Origin of the sequence: Paenibacillus sp. FSL H7-0690 (genome assembly GCF_037980415.1) — a bacterium.
Lineage (GTDB): Bacteria > Bacillota > Bacilli > Paenibacillales > Paenibacillaceae > Paenibacillus_AQ > Paenibacillus_AQ odorifer.
On sequence record NZ_CP150281.1, the window covers coordinates 6,049,218 to 6,069,862 of the forward strand.

Genomic DNA, 20,645 nt, shown 5'->3' on the forward strand with positions numbered 1-20,645 from the left:
TACTTAAAAAGAGTTTGAGTAATAGGCATAAACAAAAAAGGTGAACAAATTCCACCAATAAAGGGAAAATGAACACCTTTTTATCTGCGCTCAATCAATAAGCCATCCAGCCGGCATCCGCCGTTATCACCGATCCATTCAAAAAGCTTGCAGCATCTGAAGCTAAAAATAAAGCTACTGAAGCAATCTCACTGCTCTCCCCTGTCCGTGGCATCGACGCCATACCTTCGCCCGCTTTTTGACTCCCAAAAGGACTTGGATCAGACAGATCAATATTTGTCTTTACCCCGCCCGGTGCTATGGCATTACAGCGAATTCCAAGCTTAGTGTATTGAAATCCTATATTTTTGGTCATCCCGATTACAGCATGCTTAGAGGAAGTATAAGCCACTCCCGCACGCGAGCCCGCTAAGCCGCCAATAGAGGCTACATTGATGATACATCCGCTTTCCTGCGCCATGAAAATCGGCAAAACCTTACGAATGGCTCTCATCGGACCGGTTACGTTGACCGCAAGCACCTGCTCCCATAAGTCATCAGTGATCTCGTGCGCTGGCGTCATTTTATCCATAATTCCGGCATTATTAACAAGGATATGAAGGCCTCCGAACTGTGTGGTTGCGGCATCAATCATTCGCTGTGTGTCCTCTTCCTTCGAGACATCAGCCTTTACGGGGTAGACGACTCCGTGTCCCTCACCCTTTTCCGCCTTTTTGGCTACCGCTTCTACATTCGCCAGATGGATGTCCGCAGCAATCACTTTAGCACCCTGTCGGGCAAAAAGCAGAGCAATCGCTTCTCCGATCCCCGATCCTGCACCCGTAACAACTGCGACTTTATTGGTTAGTATCATATATCCGCTCCTCTACATCGTATGTTCGGTGCATCAAGGAATGCATGCCCTTCGTTAGTATGAACAGGAGGAGGCTTTGAACGGTCCTTAATTTTAAAGATTCGGTGACACTTTTACACACGCTATTGCTAAGTGAATACTGCATTGACAGCTATTAAAACAAAGAGTTATTATATATTTAGATAATTATTTAAATATCGAAAGGCAGGGTGGAATATGAATGAATCCTTCAAAGCACTAGCTGACCCTACCCGTCGCCAAATCATTCGGTTACTAAGGGAGAAAGATCGAACCGCAGGTGAAATCGCAGATTTTTTCAACATGTCTAAGCCAAGCATTTCTCACCATCTGAATGCGCTGAAGCATGCCGATCTTGTACAGGATGAGCGAAAAGGACAATTTATTATGTACTCGCTAAACACAACAGTCCTCGAAGAGGTTCTCGGTTGGTTATTGGAGCTCACTGGGACAGGTAAGCAAACGGAGACGGAGAGTAAATCACTGGACGGAAAGCAGCAACGTCAGGATATCGATTCCAAAAAGGAGGCGGATTAATGATGAAAGATTTCAAATGGAGATGGCAGGATACCCTCATCGTAATATTAGGTTTAGCTACATTAGCCTACGCTCTGATCAATTACAGCAAGCTTCCGCAGGAGTTACCGGCACAATTTGGAATTACGGGTAAGGTCAACAGATACTGGGACAAAAATATAGCTATTTTTGTGTTCGGAATCTTAGGCATTGTGCTCCCGCTGATCATGCAGTTCACACGCAGCATCGACCCTAAGCGGGACAATTACAAAAAATTCGAAAATGCCTATGCCATGAGCAGACTTACTATTGGGATGCTTTTTAATCTAATGCTGGTGCTATCGATTGCTTACGGTCTAGGTAAAGATATAAACGTTGGGAAGATCGCCATAGGAGCTGTTGGAATAATGTTTATTGCTCTTGGCAACTACATGCCACAGGTAAAAGATAATTACTTGTTTGGGGTTCGTACAGCCTGGACGCTCGCCAACCCTGAGGTATGGCGAAAAACACATCGCCTATCCGGGATAATGTGGATGATCGGTGGCCTACTTATTTTTGCAGGAGCCTTTTTGAGCGGAGCCTTGTCTCAGCTTCTTATTATTACGGCACTCGTACTTGCAATTATCGTGCCCATTCTCTACTCCTGGATGATTTCACGTCCGCTAAAATCGTAAAGCCAGCATACTAAGCCGTCGACTCAAGTCGTCGGCTTGTTCTGTCATTTGGAACTCACGGTCATTATGTTGCCCTCCTTTATTAGCCTCTTCTTCTGCCAACCTTCTATATTCCAGAAGAAGTTCATTCCCAGAGGCGACGCAGACTAGGCCTTCCTTTCGATTTCCTTCTGCAAGCTTTTTTTGCCCCATAAGAAGCATCCCTTCAATCGCCTTCACCCACTTGGCATTGTTGTACTTATCCAGCCTAAAGCTCTGGTCTATCCAATATAACGCTGCCCCCGGATGGTCACTGCTCATCCATCGTTCAGCTAGCTCCCAGCTTAAGCTGGCATTCTCGGGAGAATACAACAAACTCTGCCGAAGCAGACTCACGCTCTGTTCACCCGAGAGCAGCCTAGATAATGCTATAGCCGTTCGAGGTGACCGGGGATTCCACCCCAGCGATTGCTGTAGCAGCTCTACCTTCACCGAAGGATCCACCGACATAATCGCTTGTCGATAGAACTTCTCTCCTTGAGCGGCGTGAAAAGATAGCACCCCCAGCAGAAGCAAAAAACAACATGCCGCAGTTCCGATTAGTCGGCGAAAGCGGATTTGGGGCGGTTTCTTGGGTGTGGAGTTAGCAATTAGCGGATTCGCTGGTGTAGAGACATTGGTGAGCGGATTCGTAGATGTGGATTGAGCGATTAGCGGATTCGCTGGTGTAGAGACACCGGTGAGCGGATTCGTAGATGTGGATTGAGCGATTAGCGGATTCGCTGGTGTAGAGACATTGGTGAGTGGGTTCGTAGATGTGGAGTGAGCGATTAGCGGATTCGCTGGTGTAGAGACATTGGTGAGTGGGTTCGTAGATGTGGATTGAGCGATTAGCGGATTCGCTGGTGTAGAGACATTGGTGAGTGGGTTCGTAGATGTGGATTGAGCGATTAGCGGATTCGCTGGTGTAGTGACATTGGTGAGCGGGTTCGTAGATGTGGATTGAATTGGCAGCTTGGTCTCAGACTGAGGGTGGGTTGGCGCAGATTGATGTTTCTGCTTATCCTCAGCCAGAGCAAGCGCTGGCAGCCAGAATAGCAGCAGCCAAAATAATCCGTAGCTCCAGTCAAAATCGACGACGCTGTGTAAGACGATGACCAGAAACGGCGGCAGCAACCGCGGCGATTTAGTAGCCAGCAGCCAGCCTGTTGCCAACAGCATAAGGAGTATGGCTGCAAGACCAACGAATCCTAAGTTCAACAGGATGTCGAGGTATCCATTATGCACCTGGCTGCCTACATAAGGGCGAGATTGGGCGGCAAGGTATGCATGCCGCCAAGTCTCACCCCCACGTCCCAGCCAAGGTGCCTCTGCCGCTAGCCGCCAGGCGTCGCGGTAGAACAGCCCGCGCGCGGATACCGTCGATGACGGTCCGGTGATCCGCTCGCGCACGTGCAGGAGGACGGCGATCCCCGCCGCCGTCCAACCTGCCGCCGCCAATGCCAGCATGGCGGCTCGGGCAGTGCCCGCCGCGCTGCGCTGGCGGCGGCACAGCCACAGGCCGGCTAGCAGCGCGCCGGCCCAAAGCCCGGCCAGCAACAGCAGGCCGGGCACAGGCTCTATCGCCAACCCGGCACGGGCCAGTTGGCGGTAGAGTAGCGCCGCGGCGGCCACGGGCGCGGCGCCAGCAGCAAGAAGCGACGCGATTAGCTGCCGCTTCCAGAGCAAGACGGCGGCGCAGGCGCAAGCCGCCGTCAGCCATGCGCCGCGCGACTCGCTGAGGAGCAGCGCGGCGGTGTACGGGAACAGCGGCAGCAAACGCAGCAGCGCGGCGGTCGTGCTTCCCGCTTTTCCCTGCTCCGCTTCCACGCCTCCTGCCCCTTTGCTCCTCCGTTCTGCTTCTGCGCACTCCATCCCCAGCCCAACACTTCTTACTCCCAACATATTCACGCTCTTTTTTGGCTCCCCGTAATAAACAGCAACAGCAAATAGCCGTTCCAGCAGAAAAACAGCCATAACAGCACCAAAAGCATTCGGATATTCCATCAATCCTGCTAACCTAACCCCTGTGGCACTCACTTCCGATGAATTGCTGTAGGCCACAGCGAAAGGCAACTTTACCACTCCACAAACAGCCAACAAAGCGCTCATGCTCAAAAACATACCCGCCATAGACCAAGTTACATTTACAATCCGCCGCCCCACCCGGTTCACCGCACAAAAACAAACCAATAATGCAAAGCTAGCATACAAGCCCCACCGCAGCGTTTCATTCATAGTTCCCTGGGAGGAAAGCGGCCCGCGCAACCAATGAATCACATAAAGCGATAGAATAATTAAAGGGACGCTTAATAATATTCTTAACGCTTTATTTTCTCCGCTAACTTCACTAACTCCATTGACTCCCGTAATACCTCTTACTGCATCTGCACCTACTCCTCCCCCACTTTTTCTCCATGCACCAACCCCAACAAGATAATAAAGCGAGCACGCACAACACAGCACAAACCATAAGGTTAGAAAGGGATACATCTCCTCAGTAAAAAACAATCCCCGCAACAAACAAGCACCCACCCCAGCCGTTATCACTAAGGCTCCACACATATATGCGATTGATGATTCCAGACTCCGGTCTTTTTTAAAACGCCACATTTAGATACCCCTGTATTCGTTAATTTATCTCTATCCTTTCCACATTTCACTTATACAAGACTAGAACGCAAAAAGACGATACCTCTCCACAAAGGAGCCGCACCGCCCTAATTCCCATAAAAAGCTATATAATTGTAAAAAGTGCAACTACTCCCGTGCTCTCGCCGCTTACTTCCACTTTAATTGTATTTTGTACAACTGTTTTTCAAGAATCCCGCCATATGCGGAGTATTGTTCGTTTTTAAGTGTACAAAGTGCAACTAAATTACTAAAACGCAGCTTCTGAGCATATCCAGTTGCACAAAGTACAACTAAACCAACTCGCCATTAGATCACACTAGCCGTACCGTCCTAACCATTAGATCGCACTCACTGCAACATCCTAGCCATTAGGTCACACTAGCTGCACTATCCGAATTCTCATCAAAAAAGCTATATAATTGTAAAAAGTGCAGCTATTCCCGTGCTCTCGCTGCTTACTTCCACTTTAATTGTACTTTGTGCAACTGTTTTTCAAGAATCCCGCCATATGCGGGGTATTGTTCGTTTTTAAGTGTACAAAGTGCAACTAAATTACTAAAACGCAGCTTCTGAGCATATCCAGTTGCACAAAGTACAACTAAATCAACTCACCATTAGACCGCACTAGCCGTACCGTCCTAACCATTAGATCGCACTCACTGCAACATCCTAACCATTAGATCACACTAGCTGCACTATCCGAATTCTCATCAAAAAAGCTATATAGTTGTAAAAAGTGCAGCTAATCCCGTGCTCTCGCTGCTTACTTTCACTTTAATTGTACTTTGTGCAACTGTTTTTCGAGAATCCCGCCATATGCGGAGTATTGTTCGTTTTTAAGTGTACAAAGTGCAACTAAATCACTAAAACGCAGCTTCAGAGCATATTTAATTGCACAAAGTACAACTAAACCAACTCGCCATTAGATCGCACTCACTGCAACATCCTACGCTTTCTACCTTAATATCCTCTACCCTTCTACCGAACTCTCAGTAGGAAGCAGATCGGCACATACGCGTTCGAGGTAGGGTTTTGCTCCCAGAAAATCGCGGAATGCGGTGTATTCGCGCCATTTGACGGAGTTGTCCCCGGCTGAGCTCTTAACGGCACGAATCAAAATGTTCTTCGGTGTATTCTCCAGATCGATGAATTCCAGCAGCTGGCTGCTATAACCCATCATGTCGAGCAATTTGGCGCGAATGGCGTCTGTAGCCAAGGCGGAAAAACGCTCTTTCAATATGCCATGCGAAAGCATAGGGCTCATTACTTCATTTTCGATTTGTGCGAATAATTCATGCTGGCAGCAAGGCACGGACAAAATAACAGACGCTCCCCAACGTACTGCTTTTTCAAGGGCAGCATCGGTAGCTGTGTCGCAAGCATGAAGTGTGATCACCATGTCCACCTGCTCCAGCTCATTATACTCGGCAATGTCACCCACGAAGAACTTCAAGTGATCATAACCGATTTTGGCAGCAAGTTCGTTACAATGCTCAATCACATCTGCTTTTAAATCTAACCCAATGATATTAAGCTCCCGCTTCTTGCGAACGGTCAGATAGTGATACAGCGCAAAGGTCAAATATGATTTTCCACAGCCAAAATCCACAATCGTCAACGGTCGGCCTGTTGGCAGATCGGCAAGCACGTCCTCTACCATCTCCAGAAAACGATTGATCTGCCGAAACTTATCATATCTTTTGGCCAGCACTTTACCTTCTTTATTCATGATTCCAAGCTCCACCAGAAATGGCACAGGCTCTCCATCCTCCAGCACATAACGTTTGCGACGGTTGTGAGCTAGATCCGGCTCTTCCTTTTTACTTGGAGACTTGGTTAGGATTGATACTTTGAATTTCTTACTAATAAGCACCTGATAATCGGCTTCTACTGTACACAACAAACCTTGCCGATACGTTTCTCTAAATAAAAGAGATATTTCTTCCGCCGCTAACTCAGCGGGTACGTTGCGATGTTCTACCTTTGTACCAATATAGGACGCAAACTGATAATGCAGCTTCCCCTTTAGTTCAACAGGTTTAACCTGCACTTTGGTACAATTTTCGCCTTTATAACGCACTTGACTTAGGGTAGCCGTAATCAAAGTACGGTCATTAATTAGTTGTTCAATTAGAGCTGTTAAAGATTCCACAACGCACATCTCACTTTCGGGATTAAAAATGGAGAATCTATGTCTCCTAACCAACATCGTTCATTATATCACGTGTTAACAAGGGGCGTTCCTTGTTCTAGCAGGGCTTAACATGCAGCTCTCCACTAACTATAGTTAATGCTCGCCCAGACATCTTAATCTCGTCTTTACTTACCTCTAACTGAAGCAAACCTCCACGTTTCGAAGCTTGATAAGCGGTCAACTGCGTACGATTGAGTCTATCCGCCCAAAAAGGTGCCAATGCAGTATGCGCTGAGCCTGTTACCGGATCCTCATTCACTCCTACCTTCGGCGCAAAAAAACGTGATATACAATCAATACCTTCGATAGAGCTTTCTGCGGTAACCGCGAAACCTCTCCCTTCAAGCCCGGATAAAGCTCCGAAGTCAGGGCTGAGTTCGCGAACCCGGGCTTCCTGATCCAGTCGTACAAGTACATTGTCAGCATATCGCATAGTTTCCACCACATTGGCTTCTGCAATACCAAGCGCTGCTGCGAGACCTGAAATTACCGGAGAGGGTTGAAGCTGATAAGGCGGGAAGTACAGTGAGATCAAATCTCCTGAACGAGAAGCTCTGAGCAACCCACTGCGTGTATAGAACCTTGCTTCCATGTCAGGCGCTAGCAATCCGCTCTCCCATAGTACATGCGCACTTGCTAGAGTCCCATGACCACATAGCTTGACCTCAACTTTAGGTGTAAACCATCGCAGGCGATATCCATCTTCCTCTGGCCAGAGAAAAGCTGTCTCTGACAAGTTCATTTCCGCTGCTGTCTTCTGCATATAACCTTCATCGACGGGATGCTCCAGTAAACATACCGCCGCAGGATTGCCTGAATAAGCCTGTTCTGCAAAAGCATCGATAATATATAAAGGGATATTCATCGTATTCATCAGGTTCCTGCTTCCTTTTGTATCGCTGTTATCCTGCCCCACTCTTTTAACCCCTGCTCTACTTCCTCCAGAGGAAGGGCACCTTGTTCCAATTCTGCAGATGATCTGAGCAGCAGCCGATTGTATAGCTTATCCCCTTCTATTACAACATCTTCTCCTTGCTCCCACAGCCGGTAGAGGCTGTCCTCCGCTTTACTATATCGTCCTACCGACTCCATATACTCTAACAGTAGCCGCTCCGTTTTAGACGGGAGACGATAGGCCTGCACATCCTGCAAGAGTTCATCAATTTCCTGAGTCATATGCAGCAGCTCCCGGTCTGCTCCGTGAAGATCCGCGTACAAATATAAATGTAAAGCTCTCATACTTCTAAATAATGCTGCATCCTTATCGCCATTTGCCGCATAAATGCTGCCTTCTTCCTTCAGCAGTTTGGCCAGACCTTGAAGCTTATCGGACTCAACCACACCGCCAAAACGAAACATATCTATGATATCTTCTACAGAGAGTGAATTTAAAAGACGTGAATTCAGCGGAAAATGCCGGTTCAACAGCTCATCGATTTCCCATAAAGCTTCTGTCGTCTTCCGTTCCTGCTTCAGAGAAAATACCTTGGCAACCATCGCCGTCATATCTTCGATCATCCGGACAATATAGTCTCTTCGAAACATGCAATTCCTCCTTTTCCGTACTGTGGTAGCAAAAAATTCAGGACTCAGACCACTTAAGTTATTCTATTGATTTATCTTAAACCATTGCCGAATTCTATGCCAGTTAAGGAGAATACCAGATCATTAGATAGTCCTTAAAAAAAGAGGCAGCACACGCCATAATGGCGCCGTGCTGCCTCTTTGTAGATGATTTTTTATACGCGGCTATTGTCTAAAACGGAAGCCTGAACAAAATCCTTTATGATCTCGGCTAATCGTTCAGGAGCTTCAAAAAGACTCATGTGGCCTGCACCCGATATCGTTGCTTGCGTTATATTCGGTTTATCCGCAGTAAAGGTTCGTTCAGCAGGAATCAATCCATCCTGCTCGCCAGCAACAAGCAATACCGGCAACGTAGTGGCCGTAATTACATCCCGTCGATCTGGACGCTCACGCATCGCCAGTGCAGCTCCTGCCGCTCCTTGTGGAGGCGTTTTGTAGCCGATTTCTTTAGCGCGCTCCAGCAGCTGTGGAGATGCAGAAGGGGTTGCTTCAGCAAACAATCCTGGTACGAAGCTGTCTACGAAAGGAGTAATCCCTTCATTTTGAATCGCGCTGACACTCTTCAGTCGTTTTTCCTTAGCTTCTTCACTATCTGGATAAGCAGTAGAATGAATTAATCCAAAGCCTTTCAATCGAGAAGCATAACGCTGAGCAAACGATAGCGTAATATATCCGCCAAGCGAATGACCAAGCATGATGCATTCAGCAATCTCCAGCGAATCTAACAGACCCAAAACATCATCTGCCATTTGTTCAATACTATAAGGTCCTAATGGAGCTTCCGAAGCTCCGTGACCACGTAAATCGGGAGCAATCACTCGGTAGCCGCTGCTTAAGACAGGAATGACTTGTTCCCAATATTCAGCGCTTCCACAAAAGCCATGCAGCAATACAATAACTTCGCCTTTCCCCTGATCACTGTAGCATATATTGCTTCCGTCACAACGAACTCTTTCCATGGCTGCTTCCCTCTTTCTAGAATACTAAGATAATGTGTCTAATATCTATTATTAAGCAAAACAGCCCGCCTTGAAACGGACAACTTATTTTTAAGTGCCCAATGGGTACTACTGGAGTCCGAATCCTTTTGCTGCCGCTATAGCGATATGTTCTGCCATAACCATCACTCTATGCAGTGGAGTGGTCTGCAACGTTCTATAGGGTTTCGGGCCATTCATATCTACAACGGCCGCCAAACTATAGTGACCTACGGCCGGAAGATTTGCCCCCACCGACTGTGCAGGCTGCAGTGGCTCACTCGAAACGAAGTAATATCCAAGCGCGATCGGAGGACCCAGACAAGCATCTACCGCAACTACAATATGCCCGGAGGGAATCTCAGCCACTCTGGCCACCAAATTATCTGCATCGCAAGGAAACGGCAACGTACCGATTACATGTCGGAAGCCATGTTCCACAAGTTTGCTGCCCGTCAACGGACCGAGTGCATCTCCTGTAGACCGATCTGTTCCAATGCACAGGAACGTGACTTCCTCGGCGGAATGCAGAGCAGCTATTTCCATGAAAAAGGACACTAATCCAGCATCGTCCATTTTAATGCGTTTTCCGCTTCCCTGTTCTCTGATTGCCAATACATTTCCTCCCTTCGATGATATTTTTGATCTCATGCCTTTAATTTAACATGATTTCAGGGAACCCGACAAAAAAATGGTGGTCAAGCTGCCAAACATGGTAAAATACATGAATCAGTATACAGAGAGGATGTTTTAACCTAATGGATTTAACAAAGCCTAGTCAGGAAAATGTTGAGTATATGATCGAGGCTATCAAAAACAAATTAAAAATGGCCAGTGCCGCGGCGATGCAAGCCTCCGCTTTTTCAGTAGATCATTATGAAGATATCTATGATGTATATGAGGTAGCCATGGGCAGCGACAGACTGAGTATTTCTCAGGTGGAAGCACTCGTCTCCGAACTCGGCCGTCTACGTCATAAATAATAGTTCTCCTTATTACAAGAAGAACCAATGTTGCCGTCCTTTAAAGATGACCACCGCTTCTCGTAGAAAAAAGCCCTTCGCTGCGTATCCAGAAGATGGATTCGTAGTCGAAGGGCTCTTTTTATATGATCCTACTTTATGAAATTAAGCTTGAACTCAGTATCCGCATGGCCTACTCGTGTACCCCCGTCATTGTAAATCACGCCTGAAAATGCATTGCGCAGCTTTTCCAAGGTATTTTTCTGACTATAACCAATTTGATTTAAAATTCCCTGTACAATAAGTCCCCACTCTTCTTCCGACCCATCCAGAATCTTGAAGGCAATCCCCAGTCGCTCACGGCGTAAGCCGAAGCAATACACACCCTTAAATCCACCCTTAGCAATAATATTATCATCTTCCAAAAGAATAGAATCAAGGCGACCAGATCCAGAAACCATCTCCGGATAAGCATTCATTGCCGTTGTAATAGTAGTAACCGCTTTGCGAGTAGCTTCATCTGCAATCAAATCCGGATTGGCTAATTTCAAATAGGCCGTCGCCAAGGCGGTCAGAGGCAGAGCAAATACCGGCAGCCCGCATCCGTCCGTACCTAAACCGATACTGTCTGGGGCCACACCAGCCATATAAGCAATGGTGTCGATAATCTCACGCTGCACCGTTTGCTCCGGCTGTGAGTATTCTTCAAGCGGCAAACCTTTGAGCTTACTGTAAGATAAGATACCCATGTGCTTGCCCGCACAGTTATGATAGAACTTTCTTTTGCCCGCACCACGAATGGCGTTCTCCCTACTGGAATAATCCAGCGGGTAACTCGTTGCACAGATCATTTGTTGCTCATCGATGCCAATCTTGGAGGATATGCTCTCTAGCGCAGCTACATGGTAGCTCTCTCCCCGATGAGAGGCGGTCATCAGGGCAACCTCTGCGGGTGTAAAGCCGTAATGCTCCACAATCCCCCCACGTACGCCTGGAATAGCCTGAAGGGGTTTAGCAGCTGAACGGGTGAACGATACAAATTCCGGATCACCTGCATACCCCTTTAAATTTCCGTTCTCTCCTGCGATGGCAATATGCCCACTATGGACACATTCCAGCAAATCCGCCCGATACTCTCGTACTAATACGGTTTCCATGATTTCTCTCCTCTTTTAACTAGATGCTCTATAACTCACAAGGACTTATTAGTATTCACATTTAATAATGCTAGAAAATAACCCCGTGCTCCGGGATTTTTGAGTACTCTACAAACTCCCTTAAGTGTTGGTTCCATGAGGAATTCTACTCCTATTTTCATTATTCTTCAATCCTGTCCCCACCAAGAAGATTTTAGAAACCGGATAAAATATAAAAAACCGCTTCCTTCTCAGAACCTTGATCTCTGAGTAGAAAGCGGTTTTTATGGAATTCAGCGTAGCCTCACAAGGGTAGCGCAGTTCGTCTTATCCTTTGCTTGCACCTGCGGTCAGGCCATCCACCAAGAAACGCTGTAGGAAAATGAACAGCAGCGTGACTGGGAGAGCGACCAATACCGCTCCGGCAGCGAACAACGTAAACTCGGTTGAGTTACTTTGGTTCACCATCCGGTAAAGCCCAACGGCGAGCGTTCTTGTATCCTCCGTGCGCAATACAAGGTCGGCGAATATAAAATCCACAAAGCAGCCGTTGAAAATCATAAGGCTGGCATAGGTGAGCATCGGCTTAGATAACGGGATCATGATAGAAAGAAATACTTTCATATGACTCGCCCCATCCATTCGCGCAGCATCTTCCAAGCTTTTAGGAATCGTATCAAAAAAACCTTTAGCCACAAAAACGTTCGTGATAATAGCACCGCTGCTGTACACGAGCACAAGTGCCCAATGAGAATTCAGTAGCCCAAGTGTGTTCAGCAGCACGTAAACTGCAATCATAGCCATAAATCCCGGAAACATCTGCAGAACTAGGAGCGTGGTTAGTGTAGTTTTTCTGCCCGTAAATCGATAACGAGAAATGGCGTACGAAGTCAGCAGCAGCAAAAAGGTGCCGAGCAGCGTAGACAACGCCGCAATCTTTAGCGTATTCATGAACCATAACAAATATTTAGTTTGCTCAAACAGTTCCTTGTAATGAACAAAGGTGAAATTCTTAGGAATCAATGAGTCACTGAACAAACTGTTTCCTGTTTTGAAAGAAGACATAATAATCCAGAAAGCTGGGAAAAGACTAATAAAACTGAGCACAATCAGCAATAAATGGCTTCCAAACGTTTTTAACGCTTCCGTCAGTCTTAGCTTCATGCAATCATATCCTCCTCTTTAAAGGATCGCGTCCGCCGGTAGCTCCAGATGGAGAATGTCGCGACCATCAGGAAGATGACAATCCCGATGACAGAAGCAAAGCTGTACTGTGACTGGTTCAGCGCCAGTTTATAAAGCCAAGTCACCAGCAGGTCAGTGTGGCCCGCGTACTGGTAGTTAGGATTAACCGGTTCTCCGTTAGTCATTAGATAAATGACATTAAAGCTGTTAATGTTGCCGGCAAACTGCATAATCAGGATAGGTGCGGTTGCGAACAATACCATGGGCAGCGTAATCATGCGGAATTTATAAAATGACCCAGCACCGTCTACTTCTGCCGCTTCATACATATCCTTCGGAATTGTTGTCAGCACCCCAAAGGCCAGAATCATGGTCACCGGAATGCCGATCCACATATTAGCCAGAATTACAGTGACCTTAGCCCAGAAAGGATTGGTTAGCCAGGCCACACCCTCCAGTCCCAAGGCTCTTAAATAACTATTGATCGGTCCGAATTGATTATTGAACATATTGCGCATGACGAGCAGAGAAATCATATTGGGAATAGCGAAAGGAACGATCAGAAGTGTGCGCCAAAGCTTTTTGCAGCGGACACGGGGCTGGTGAATAAGTACTGCAATAAGCACACCTCCAATGTAAGTCGTCGCAGTAGCAATAACCGCCCAGATCAAGGTCCAAGTCAGCACTCCACCAAAGGTGGAACTCCAGACATCCAGACTAAGCATTTTATTAAAATTACCGAAGCCCACCCAGTCTACCAGATGTGCTGGCGGTAAAATCGGGTCGGCATAGTTCGTAAACGCCAGTAGCACCGAAAAAACAAGTGGTAATATCGTCAGAAAAACCACGGCCACAAAGGGAATCGCGAGGACAAGATAGGCAAAATTCCTCCGCCCCATAGCTCTGAGCGATTCAGCGAATGAATGAATGGGCTCTTTCCGGTCCCGTGCAGCTCCAACTAGGAATGCATCTCTGATGTTCAGTAAATGAAAAGCTGTATAAAAGAGCAGAGCCAGCAATGCCATTAGACCATTGATCATCATAAAAATGGAGTGGTCGCCTTCCACCATCCGGGTTAATTTGCCTACCTTGACCATACGGCTTGGAAATTCACCAAGCGTAATTAAGCCATGCAAATGTCCCATCAGATCATGAGCAATATAGTAGATTCCAGCAGACCCCACCAGCAGGAATACCAATCCTTTCAGCCACTGCCGGTTGTAGAACTGGCCCAGTCCCGGAATAATAGCCGAGAGTAGCGCTGCGCCTGTTTTTTTCCTCATGGTTAAATCACCTGCCCTTTACTTCGACTCCAGATCGGCCTGAATCGTGGTTACAGTCTGATCCAGCGTCTGTTTAACATCAAGATTTGAGTCGTTCCACAGGGACACAAACGCTGCTTTTAGGGGTTCCCAGACCGATTTAATTTCTGAAACGGAAGGCATTGGAACGGAATTTTGGAATTGCTCGAAGAATCCGCCAATAATAGGGTCATCTTTGATTTCCGGCGCTTCTCCAGCCTCTATACTCGCAGGAATCGCTCCCGTCATCTCAAAGTTCTTAAGCTGATTCTCCTTGTTGCTTGCAAAATGTGCGAACAAACGGCCTGCGACCGGATAATCCGTATATGAGTTGACATAATACGATTTGACACCGGAGAAAGAAAGACTGTCTTGACCGTCAGGTCCCTTTGGAAGAGGCGCCACACCCAGGTTAACATTTTCCTTAAACGCCGCTATGGACCACGGCCCGTCGATATTCATCGCCAGCTTACCTTCTTGGAACAACTGTGTTTTCACGTCATAAGTGATATCTCCTGCATTCAAAGGCAGAATTTTTTTGAGGCTCTGCAGAAACGTAAATCCTTTGATAGTGCCTTCATTGTTCAATCCAATATCCTTGAAATTCGTATTGTTGTCTCCGTAAATATATCCGCCGAAGCTGCCAATAAACGGATAGCTGTAATATCCGACGAATTCCCACATGATTGCAAATTTGTTTTCCTTCGGATTGTTATACGTATCTGCAAAAGCAATCACATCATCCCACGTTTTAGGAGCGTCAGGAATCAGGTCCTTGTTGTAGAACAGCGCATAGGTTTCTACCGATTTAGGATAACCGTAAAGAATGCCATCATAAGACGATGCCTGAACGGCTGTTGCCACCATCGTTGATTTGGTTTCTTCCTCAAAAACATCATTTGGCAAAAGCAGCCCTGCTTTTACGGCTTGCCCGATCTGGTCATGGGGCAGAGTCAACACATCTGCAGCAAGTTTAGACGGACCATCCGTCGCCAGTCTTGCGCCTTGATCACCACCTGCCATTTCCTCAACTGTGACGGGAACATCATATTCTTTTTCGAAATCAGCAGCAATCTGCTTCATGTACTCAAGCTGCTCCTTGGCTTCCCAGACCATCAGTTTGGCCCCTGCTTCTGGTTTCATTTCCTCATCGGTGGTATTCTCTCCGGAAGTATTTGTCTCATTTGTGGTTCCCCCCGGCTCGTTCACTGCGGAATTCGGACTCGAATTCGGCTTTGATGCGGAGTTCCCATTGCCTGAACCGCATGCGGTGACCGTCAAAGTTAACAGCAGGCATAGGACTAAACTAAATGTTACCGCTTGCATTTTGGAACGTTTACTCTTCTTCATTTGCTCATCTCCCCTTCGTTCATGAGTGATTAAACCTAACCCGCATTGAAAAAAAGCATATAAAAAAGGTACAACCTCATTTGCACAAAGTGCCGAGGTTGTACCTTTCCAGGTAACAGTGCCTTTAATTTGAATGCGTGTTATGAAAAATCAAGTTCGTTCGCCCTCATTCTATAATATCCATAATTTTGATTGCAATCAGAGTATAAGTCCAAAAAAGACGGTTTAACAAAGTTTATCTTTTCTTTTCTTTTATTTTCTCTTTATCCCTACCACATACTAAAAATTCCATATTGTAAATTCTTGTGAAATAACCTCTTGCTTTGCTCTTGAGGGTTATGGTAAGATGCAGACAAATTTAAAGGCAATGAAACCGCCAAGGGTTCAACCTCTGAAAATCATGAGGTTGGCCCTTTTTTGCGTTTACATGCCCGAAGGGATGGAAAATGAGTATGATTCAACCGGAAGCCGTTTATCACCGTATGGGACAAAATTGGTCATATGCCTACGATGAGTCTACACTTCATATTCGCATAAGAACTAAGCGGGACAACGTATCACAGATCGATCTTTTCTGTGGAGATAAATTTGGCTGGGACAAAACGCATGAGGTCATTCCAATGCAGCGCCTCGCTTCTGACGGCTTGTTCGATTACTGGCAAGCCTCCGTCCGTCCTGTTTACCGCAGACTCGCGTATTACTTTGCGCTTTATGACAAAGACGAAGTTCTTTATTTTTTGGAAAAAGGTTTTTATCCAGAGCCACCTGCTGTTGTATATGAAGGCTTGTTCGACTTTCCATTTTTGAATCGTGAAGATGTCCACTCCCCTCCATCGTGGGTGAAAGATGCAGTATTTTATCAAATATTCCCGGAGCGTTTCGCGAATGGGGATGCCACCAACGATCCGACAGATGTATTGGAATGGGGCGGCACGCCGAGTCCTCGGAATTTCTTCGGAGGGGACTTACAGGGTGTACTAGATCATTTGGATTATCTCTGTGAATTGGGCATCAATGCTATATATTTTAATCCTTTATTTGCGGCAACCACCAATCATAAATACGATACAAAAGATTATTACTTGGTCGATCCTAATTTTGGCACTAATACATTGCTGAAAGAGCTTGTGGACTCCTGTCATTCCAAAGGCATCCGTGTCATCCTGGACGGTGTCTTTAATCATTGCGGTCATACCTTCCCGCCATTTGTTGATCTGCTCGCGAACGGGCAATCTTCACGTTATGCGGATTGGTTCCATGTACGCGAGTGGCCGCCACAGGTCATCGACGGAATTCCCACCTATGACACCTTTGCATTTGAGCCTATCATGCCTAAGTTCAACACTGAGAATCCTGAAGTCATAGAATATCTACTGAATGCAGGCCGCTATTGGATCGAGGAAATCGGTATAGACGGCTGGCGGCTTGATGTCGCAAATGAAGTCTCCCATTCGTTCTGGCGGCAATTCTGCAGTACGATCAAAAGCATTAATCCAGAAGCCTATCTCGTAGGAGAAATCATGCATGATTCCTTGCCGTGGCTGCTTGGCGATCAATTTGACGCCGTTATGAATTACCCGCTAACGAATATTCAAATTAATTTTTTCGCTCACGGACAGATCAATGCTGCACAATTCTCTCAGTCGGTTGCTACTATGCTAGCGAATTATCCGCAGCAAATTACGGAAGCCGCCTTTAATCTGCTAGACAGCCATGATACAGTTCGTTTCCTGACACTTTGTGGCGGTGACATCAGGAAGTTAAAGCTGGCCGTTTTGTTCCAGATGACCTTTCAAGGAGCACCCTGTGTTTATTATGGCGATGAAATCGGCATGGATGGCGGATACGATCCGGACAACCGAAAATGTATGGAGTGGGACTCCCAGAAACAGAATCAAGAATTGTTCGAATACTATCGCTGGACGATCAGCCTTCGTAAATCTCATCCCGCATTCCGGAGCAGTGGATTTAAAGCGCTGGAGATTCCGGGTTATCCAAAGTTGCTTGTATATGAGCGGTGGGACAAACAAAGCCGGTTCATAATCGCATTGAACAATGAAGATGTTATGGCCGAAGTCATCATTCCTGTAACCGGAGCAGACACGATATGGGTAAACCTAAAGACGCAGAAGCGGACTGAAACCTCCACATCCCAGCTGCATCTGAATCTGCCTGAATTCGGCTATGCGGTACTCCAAGCCGTTAATGATTAATCCGTAACATTATAAATTCAATCGTGGAAGGATGGAGACATATGCTGCATATCACAGCCTGTCTTCGCCTTCTTTTTGCGCATAAACAAATGTTGATAAAGCCTTAAAAACGCGGTTTATATGACCTAAAGCCCTCTAGGTTACCGTATCCTCCCTTAAACTCCCGTAATCTCTCCCTTGCTCTTCAACTGTTTCAGCCCATACGCCAAAGTTTATATACGAAGTAAGATAAATTATAAGGAGTGATTGGTGATGAGTAACGTAGAACATGAAGTAGAGAACGGAAGCAGCTTATTAAAAGGTATCTTTATTGGTAGCTTAATTGGTGCCGCAGCAGCCCTGCTATTTGCACCAAAGCCTGGTCGTGAAATGCGCAGTGATCTGTCAGATAAACTTTCTCAAGCTACAGACAAGACCAAAGAAGTTGCTGGTGCCGTAACTGACAAAACCAAAGCTATTGCGACAACCGTTGGCGAAAAAGCAACCGATTTGGCTAGTACGGTGTCAGATAAAGCTTCTGATATCTATACCACTGTCAGTGACAGCAAACAACAAATTGCCGCCACTCTTCAAGAGGCTGGAAGTAAAATTGGTGACACTGTAAGTGAAGCCTCAAGCAATGTAAGCTCGGATGTTAAAGACGCCTCTAAAGACGTAGCTGATGAAGCTAAAGCATCCTCTAAAGAGGTTGCCAATCAGGCTAAGGATGCGAAAGAGGATGTAAAATCCTCCTATAAATCCAATTACTAATCTGCGGCATCATACAGCTATCACTTTAACAAACAACAGCCAGCTGACCGCAGCTGGCTGTTGTTTAGTTACACCTTTATTCACATCAGCAGATACAACTAGACATTTAATTAATGCCCGTTCGGGCTATAGAAAGCAGGGATGGCGCATGGCAGATTCAAATAACCAAACAAAACCTTATGAAATTGATGAACATCCTTTCGAGTTGCGACATGAAGTAAAACGCTTAAACAGTCGTCTTGATAAGATCGCTCACTCACTGGAAAAATCAGAATTCAAAGACATTCTCGACAACTATTCAGATCCGAAAAAAAGAATCATCACAAACCTGATGGCCGGTATATCTCGGGGACTTGGACTATCTCTCGGAACATTTGTAGTCCTTGGTTTATTAGGCTACATTCTTAGTCTTTTTCTTAATGTTCCAGTAATCGGAGAGTATCTTGGCGAAATTAAAAAATACATTGATGCTAATAGCTAACCGCAAGACTATCAATCTATTCCCCAACTATCGACCGCTTCCCCCGCTTGTCCGTCTAATCCTCTAGGTTGGACGGACAAGCGGGGGAATAAGTCTACAACAGTATACAAATAAAGGACATGCGGGTCTCCAGTCAGCGGAGAGAGGCATGTCCTTATCGTCGAAAATGTATATTACCCATACAGGAACTCAATAGGAAGAGTTGGCCATAATCTGCTTTAACTTCTCAGTGGCCCGCTTCTGTATGCGTGAAACGCTCATCTGTGATACCCCCAGCTTCTGGGCGATCGCCCGCTGGGATTGTCCATCTTGGAACGCTAACAGCAGCACCTGCTGCTCCTGTTCCTTCAATTGACCTAGTGCTTGTTGCAAATCCATACGTTTCTCTACGGTCTCGTAATCATTTGCGTCAGAGCTGATCAGCTCGCCTAGTGTGGCTCCTGTCTCCTCTTGAGAAAGGGGCGAGTCTAGGGAGACGTAATGATAACATTCTCTGCCCGCCAGTACTTCTACAGTTTCTTCAACAGACAAATCAAGATAATGAGCAATCTCATCCACCGCAGGCGAACGTTCCAGCTTCACTGTTAGTTCGTCAATCGCGTGTTGAACAAGTGCTCCCTTTTCTTTAATCCGTCTAGGTACCTGTATGTACCAAGATTTATCACGTAGGAAATTCTTCATATGTCCAATCATGCTTTTCATCGCATAGGGCTCAAAAGGGATTCCAAGGCTAATATCATATTGCTGTAATAACCGGATGAGCGCCATTTGCCCGACCTGATATAAATCCTCATACAAGTCGGGGCGGTTGCGAGAAATTTTTCCAGCAGCCATTTTTACCATAGGCTCATATTTCTTAATCAGCACTGTTGCGCGTTCATTATCCTTAGTCTGCTGATATTCCCAAATTTGGGTGACTGCTTCATTCATGGACTCGGGGGGAGTCACCTTATCACTCATACCTTTTCCTCGCTAAAGTTAAGGTGCTTCTTCAAAGTTACTACCGTCCCTCTTCCGGCCTCACTTACGACGCTCACGTCATCCATCAACGCTTGCATTAAGTAGAACCCTAAACCGCCGACCTGAACGTCACTTAACTCTTTATCATGCAGTGTCATACGCTCACTGGACGAGTCTTCCAAACCGTCAAAGCTCTCCCCCTCGTCTTTGACTGTAATGGATAGGGCACTTTCACCCACCTCAAAGATTACATCAACCATTCCGTCTTGTTGTCCATAGGCGTACAATACTGAGTTGTTACACGCCTCTGATACAGCTACCTTCATATCTTCAATATCTTCGTAGGTGAAGCCCATTTTTGAAGCAATACCATATAAATTCAACCTAACAATATCCACATACTCTGCGCTAGCCGGCAGCTGAAGAATTACTTTTTGCACATCATCACTCATTCTTTGTTCTATCCTTTCCTAGTGGGAATTCTCTTGGGAGGCAAAAAACTTGGTAATACCAGTCATGTCAAACAGCTTCTGAATTTGGGGAGGAACATCCTCAACCATAAACTTAACGTCCATACCTTGTCTTGATTTCAGGATCGAAAGTAGAATACCAATACCCGTGCTATCGATGTATTTTAATTCTTTAAGATTTATTACTAAATCATGCTTCGTATCACCTACAAGCGGCTCCATTACCAAACGGAAATCGGAAGCCACGGATAGATCAAGTTCACCATTCAGGAAAACCGTACATACACTTTCTTTTGTCTCTGTCTTAGCGTGAAACTTATTACTTTTATGCGTGTTCATAGACGATCTCTCCTGATAAATATT

20 protein-coding genes are annotated in these 20,645 nt (G+C 46.1%); 6 read left to right on the plus strand and 14 right to left on the minus strand.

Features of this window, described 5'->3' with window-relative positions:
- Positions 1 to 94 precede the first annotated feature (94 nt).
- On the minus strand, positions 95 to 853 hold the full coding sequence (locus tag MHI32_RS26585) for a glucose 1-dehydrogenase (protein ID WP_076219277.1): 759 nt from the start codon (positions 851 to 853) through the stop codon (positions 95 to 97).
- Positions 854 to 1,069: 216 nt separating this feature from the next.
- On the opposite strand from MHI32_RS26585, the gene MHI32_RS26590 reads away from it, so the two are divergent.
- Together MHI32_RS26590 and MHI32_RS26595 are read left to right on the plus strand one after the other, a co-directional pair.
- Positions 1,070 to 1,408, plus strand: coding sequence for an autorepressor SdpR family transcription factor (locus tag MHI32_RS26590; protein ID WP_051491108.1), 339 nt, complete (start codon positions 1,070 to 1,072; stop codon positions 1,406 to 1,408).
- On the plus strand, positions 1,408 to 2,064 hold the full coding sequence (locus MHI32_RS26595; protein ID WP_076303468.1) for an SdpI family protein: 657 nt from the start codon (positions 1,408 to 1,410) through the stop codon (positions 2,062 to 2,064). Before MHI32_RS26590 ends, MHI32_RS26595 begins: the two co-directional genes overlap by 1 nt.
- Here MHI32_RS26595 and MHI32_RS26600 read toward each other — a convergent pair.
- The 6 genes from MHI32_RS26600 to yyaC form a co-directional block, all read right to left on the minus strand.
- Positions 2,053 to 4,695 (minus strand): O-antigen ligase family protein, encoded by a 2,643-nt coding sequence (locus MHI32_RS26600; RefSeq protein ID WP_340011360.1) that lies wholly within the window; start codon positions 4,693 to 4,695, stop codon positions 2,053 to 2,055. The genes MHI32_RS26595 and MHI32_RS26600 overlap by 12 nt on opposite strands.
- Before the next feature lie 991 nt (positions 4,696 to 5,686).
- Positions 5,687 to 6,877, minus strand: a complete 1,191-nt coding sequence (locus MHI32_RS26605) for an SAM-dependent methyltransferase (RefSeq protein ID WP_076303094.1) — start codon at positions 6,875 to 6,877, stop codon at positions 5,687 to 5,689.
- An 88-nt stretch (positions 6,878 to 6,965) separates the two neighbouring features.
- A complete protein-coding gene (locus tag MHI32_RS26610; protein WP_254849012.1) occupies positions 6,966 to 7,784 on the minus strand; it encodes a PhzF family phenazine biosynthesis protein in 819 nt (272 codons plus the stop codon).
- Positions 7,784 to 8,455: a DUF6483 family protein gene (locus tag MHI32_RS26615; RefSeq protein WP_340011362.1), complete on the minus strand. Its 672-nt coding sequence runs from the start codon at positions 8,453 to 8,455 to the stop codon at positions 7,784 to 7,786. The genes MHI32_RS26610 and MHI32_RS26615 overlap by 1 nt, the downstream gene beginning before the upstream one ends.
- A gap of 194 nt (positions 8,456 to 8,649) precedes the next feature.
- Positions 8,650 to 9,456 carry an alpha/beta hydrolase gene (locus MHI32_RS26620; RefSeq protein WP_340011363.1) on the minus strand — a complete coding sequence of 269 codons (807 nt, stop codon included), beginning with the start codon at positions 9,454 to 9,456 and terminating at the stop codon, positions 8,650 to 8,652.
- A 108-nt stretch (positions 9,457 to 9,564) separates the two neighbouring features.
- A complete protein-coding gene (gene yyaC, locus MHI32_RS26625; protein WP_256717065.1) occupies positions 9,565 to 10,089 on the minus strand; it encodes a spore protease YyaC in 525 nt (174 codons plus the stop codon).
- A 143-nt stretch (positions 10,090 to 10,232) separates the two neighbouring features.
- Here yyaC and MHI32_RS26630 point away from each other — a divergent pair, with 143 nt between their 5' ends.
- Positions 10,233 to 10,457, plus strand: coding sequence for a DUF1128 domain-containing protein (locus tag MHI32_RS26630; protein ID WP_036680203.1), 225 nt, complete (start codon positions 10,233 to 10,235; stop codon positions 10,455 to 10,457).
- 131 nt (positions 10,458 to 10,588) lie between these two features.
- On the opposite strand, the gene MHI32_RS26635 is transcribed toward MHI32_RS26630, so the two are convergent.
- From MHI32_RS26635 to MHI32_RS26650, 4 genes are all read right to left on the minus strand, one after another.
- Positions 10,589 to 11,593 (minus strand): asparaginase, encoded by a 1,005-nt coding sequence (locus tag MHI32_RS26635; protein WP_340011364.1) that lies wholly within the window; start codon positions 11,591 to 11,593, stop codon positions 10,589 to 10,591.
- Between the two features lie 306 nt (positions 11,594 to 11,899).
- Positions 11,900 to 12,736 carry a sugar ABC transporter permease gene (locus tag MHI32_RS26640; RefSeq protein WP_076128667.1) on the minus strand — a complete coding sequence of 279 codons (837 nt, stop codon included), beginning with the start codon at positions 12,734 to 12,736 and terminating at the stop codon, positions 11,900 to 11,902.
- Entirely contained in the window at positions 12,733 to 14,040 is a 1,308-nt protein-coding gene (locus MHI32_RS26645; RefSeq protein ID WP_076128669.1) for a sugar ABC transporter permease, read from the minus strand. The genes MHI32_RS26640 and MHI32_RS26645 overlap by 4 nt, the downstream gene beginning before the upstream one ends.
- Before the next feature lie 18 nt (positions 14,041 to 14,058).
- On the minus strand, positions 14,059 to 15,408 hold the full coding sequence (locus tag MHI32_RS26650) for a maltose ABC transporter substrate-binding protein (protein WP_340011365.1): 1,350 nt from the start codon (positions 15,406 to 15,408) through the stop codon (positions 14,059 to 14,061).
- 452 nt (positions 15,409 to 15,860) lie between these two features.
- Between MHI32_RS26650 and MHI32_RS26655 the strand changes: the two genes are divergently transcribed.
- From MHI32_RS26655 to MHI32_RS26665, 3 genes are all read left to right on the plus strand, one after another.
- The gene (locus MHI32_RS26655; protein ID WP_340012773.1) at positions 15,861 to 17,621 is read left to right on the plus strand and encodes a glycoside hydrolase family 13 protein; all 1,761 of its coding nucleotides are present in this window, start codon (positions 15,861 to 15,863) and stop codon (positions 17,619 to 17,621) included.
- A 252-nt stretch (positions 17,622 to 17,873) separates the two neighbouring features.
- On the plus strand, positions 17,874 to 18,371 hold the full coding sequence (locus MHI32_RS26660; protein WP_076128671.1) for a YtxH domain-containing protein: 498 nt from the start codon (positions 17,874 to 17,876) through the stop codon (positions 18,369 to 18,371).
- Between the two features lie 148 nt (positions 18,372 to 18,519).
- On the plus strand, positions 18,520 to 18,852 hold the full coding sequence (locus MHI32_RS26665) for a DUF5665 domain-containing protein (protein ID WP_036680215.1): 333 nt from the start codon (positions 18,520 to 18,522) through the stop codon (positions 18,850 to 18,852).
- Positions 18,853 to 19,041: 189 nt separating this feature from the next.
- On the opposite strand, the gene MHI32_RS26670 is transcribed toward MHI32_RS26665, so the two are convergent.
- The 3 genes from MHI32_RS26670 to MHI32_RS26680 are packed head-to-tail and all read right to left on the minus strand — an operon-like array spanning position 19,042 to position 20,621.
- Positions 19,042 to 19,812 (minus strand): sigma-70 family RNA polymerase sigma factor, encoded by a 771-nt coding sequence (locus tag MHI32_RS26670; protein WP_076128673.1) that lies wholly within the window; start codon positions 19,810 to 19,812, stop codon positions 19,042 to 19,044.
- The gene (gene rsbW / locus MHI32_RS26675; protein WP_036680217.1) at positions 19,809 to 20,264 is read right to left on the minus strand and encodes an anti-sigma B factor RsbW; all 456 of its coding nucleotides are present in this window, start codon (positions 20,262 to 20,264) and stop codon (positions 19,809 to 19,811) included. The genes MHI32_RS26670 and rsbW overlap by 4 nt, the downstream gene beginning before the upstream one ends.
- Before the next feature lie 18 nt (positions 20,265 to 20,282).
- On the minus strand, positions 20,283 to 20,621 hold the full coding sequence (locus MHI32_RS26680) for an STAS domain-containing protein (protein WP_076128675.1): 339 nt from the start codon (positions 20,619 to 20,621) through the stop codon (positions 20,283 to 20,285).
- Positions 20,622 to 20,645: the final 24 nt, after the last annotated feature.

Bases quoted from the DNA above. Each gene is read 5' to 3' on its own strand.
- MHI32_RS26640 (WP_076128667.1), bottom strand. From the start codon at position 12,736: ATGAAGCTAAGACTGACGGAAGCGTTAAAAACGTTTGGAAGCCATTTA.
- MHI32_RS26660 (WP_076128671.1), top strand. From the start codon at position 17,874: ATGAGTAACGTAGAACATGAAGTAGAGAACGGAAGCAGCTTATTAAAA.
- MHI32_RS26605 (WP_076303094.1), bottom strand. From the start codon at position 6,877: ATGTGCGTTGTGGAATCTTTAACAGCTCTAATTGAACAACTAATTAAT.
- MHI32_RS26635 (WP_340011364.1), bottom strand. From the start codon at position 11,593: ATGGAAACCGTATTAGTACGAGAGTATCGGGCGGATTTGCTGGAATGT.
- MHI32_RS26590 (WP_051491108.1), top strand. From the start codon at position 1,070: ATGAATGAATCCTTCAAAGCACTAGCTGACCCTACCCGTCGCCAAATC.
- MHI32_RS26670 (WP_076128673.1), bottom strand. From the start codon at position 19,812: ATGAGTGATAAGGTGACTCCCCCCGAGTCCATGAATGAAGCAGTCACC.
- MHI32_RS26680 (WP_076128675.1), bottom strand. From the start codon at position 20,621: ATGAACACGCATAAAAGTAATAAGTTTCACGCTAAGACAGAGACAAAA.
- MHI32_RS26620 (WP_340011363.1), bottom strand. From the start codon at position 9,456: ATGGAAAGAGTTCGTTGTGACGGAAGCAATATATGCTACAGTGATCAG.
- rsbW (WP_036680217.1), bottom strand. From the start codon at position 20,264: ATGAGTGATGATGTGCAAAAAGTAATTCTTCAGCTGCCGGCTAGCGCA.
- MHI32_RS26665 (WP_036680215.1), top strand. From the start codon at position 18,520: ATGGCAGATTCAAATAACCAAACAAAACCTTATGAAATTGATGAACAT.
- MHI32_RS26630 (WP_036680203.1), top strand. From the start codon at position 10,233: ATGGATTTAACAAAGCCTAGTCAGGAAAATGTTGAGTATATGATCGAG.
- MHI32_RS26610 (WP_254849012.1), bottom strand. From the start codon at position 7,784: ATGAATACGATGAATATCCCTTTATATATTATCGATGCTTTTGCAGAA.
- MHI32_RS26615 (WP_340011362.1), bottom strand. From the start codon at position 8,455: ATGTTTCGAAGAGACTATATTGTCCGGATGATCGAAGATATGACGGCG.
- MHI32_RS26595 (WP_076303468.1), top strand. From the start codon at position 1,408: ATGATGAAAGATTTCAAATGGAGATGGCAGGATACCCTCATCGTAATA.
- MHI32_RS26650 (WP_340011365.1), bottom strand. From the start codon at position 15,408: ATGAAGAAGAGTAAACGTTCCAAAATGCAAGCGGTAACATTTAGTTTA.
- MHI32_RS26645 (WP_076128669.1), bottom strand. From the start codon at position 14,040: ATGAGGAAAAAAACAGGCGCAGCGCTACTCTCGGCTATTATTCCGGGA.
- MHI32_RS26600 (WP_340011360.1), bottom strand. From the start codon at position 4,695: ATGTGGCGTTTTAAAAAAGACCGGAGTCTGGAATCATCAATCGCATAT.
- MHI32_RS26585 (WP_076219277.1), bottom strand. From the start codon at position 853: ATGATACTAACCAATAAAGTCGCAGTTGTTACGGGTGCAGGATCGGGG.
- MHI32_RS26655 (WP_340012773.1), top strand. From the start codon at position 15,861: ATGATTCAACCGGAAGCCGTTTATCACCGTATGGGACAAAATTGGTCA.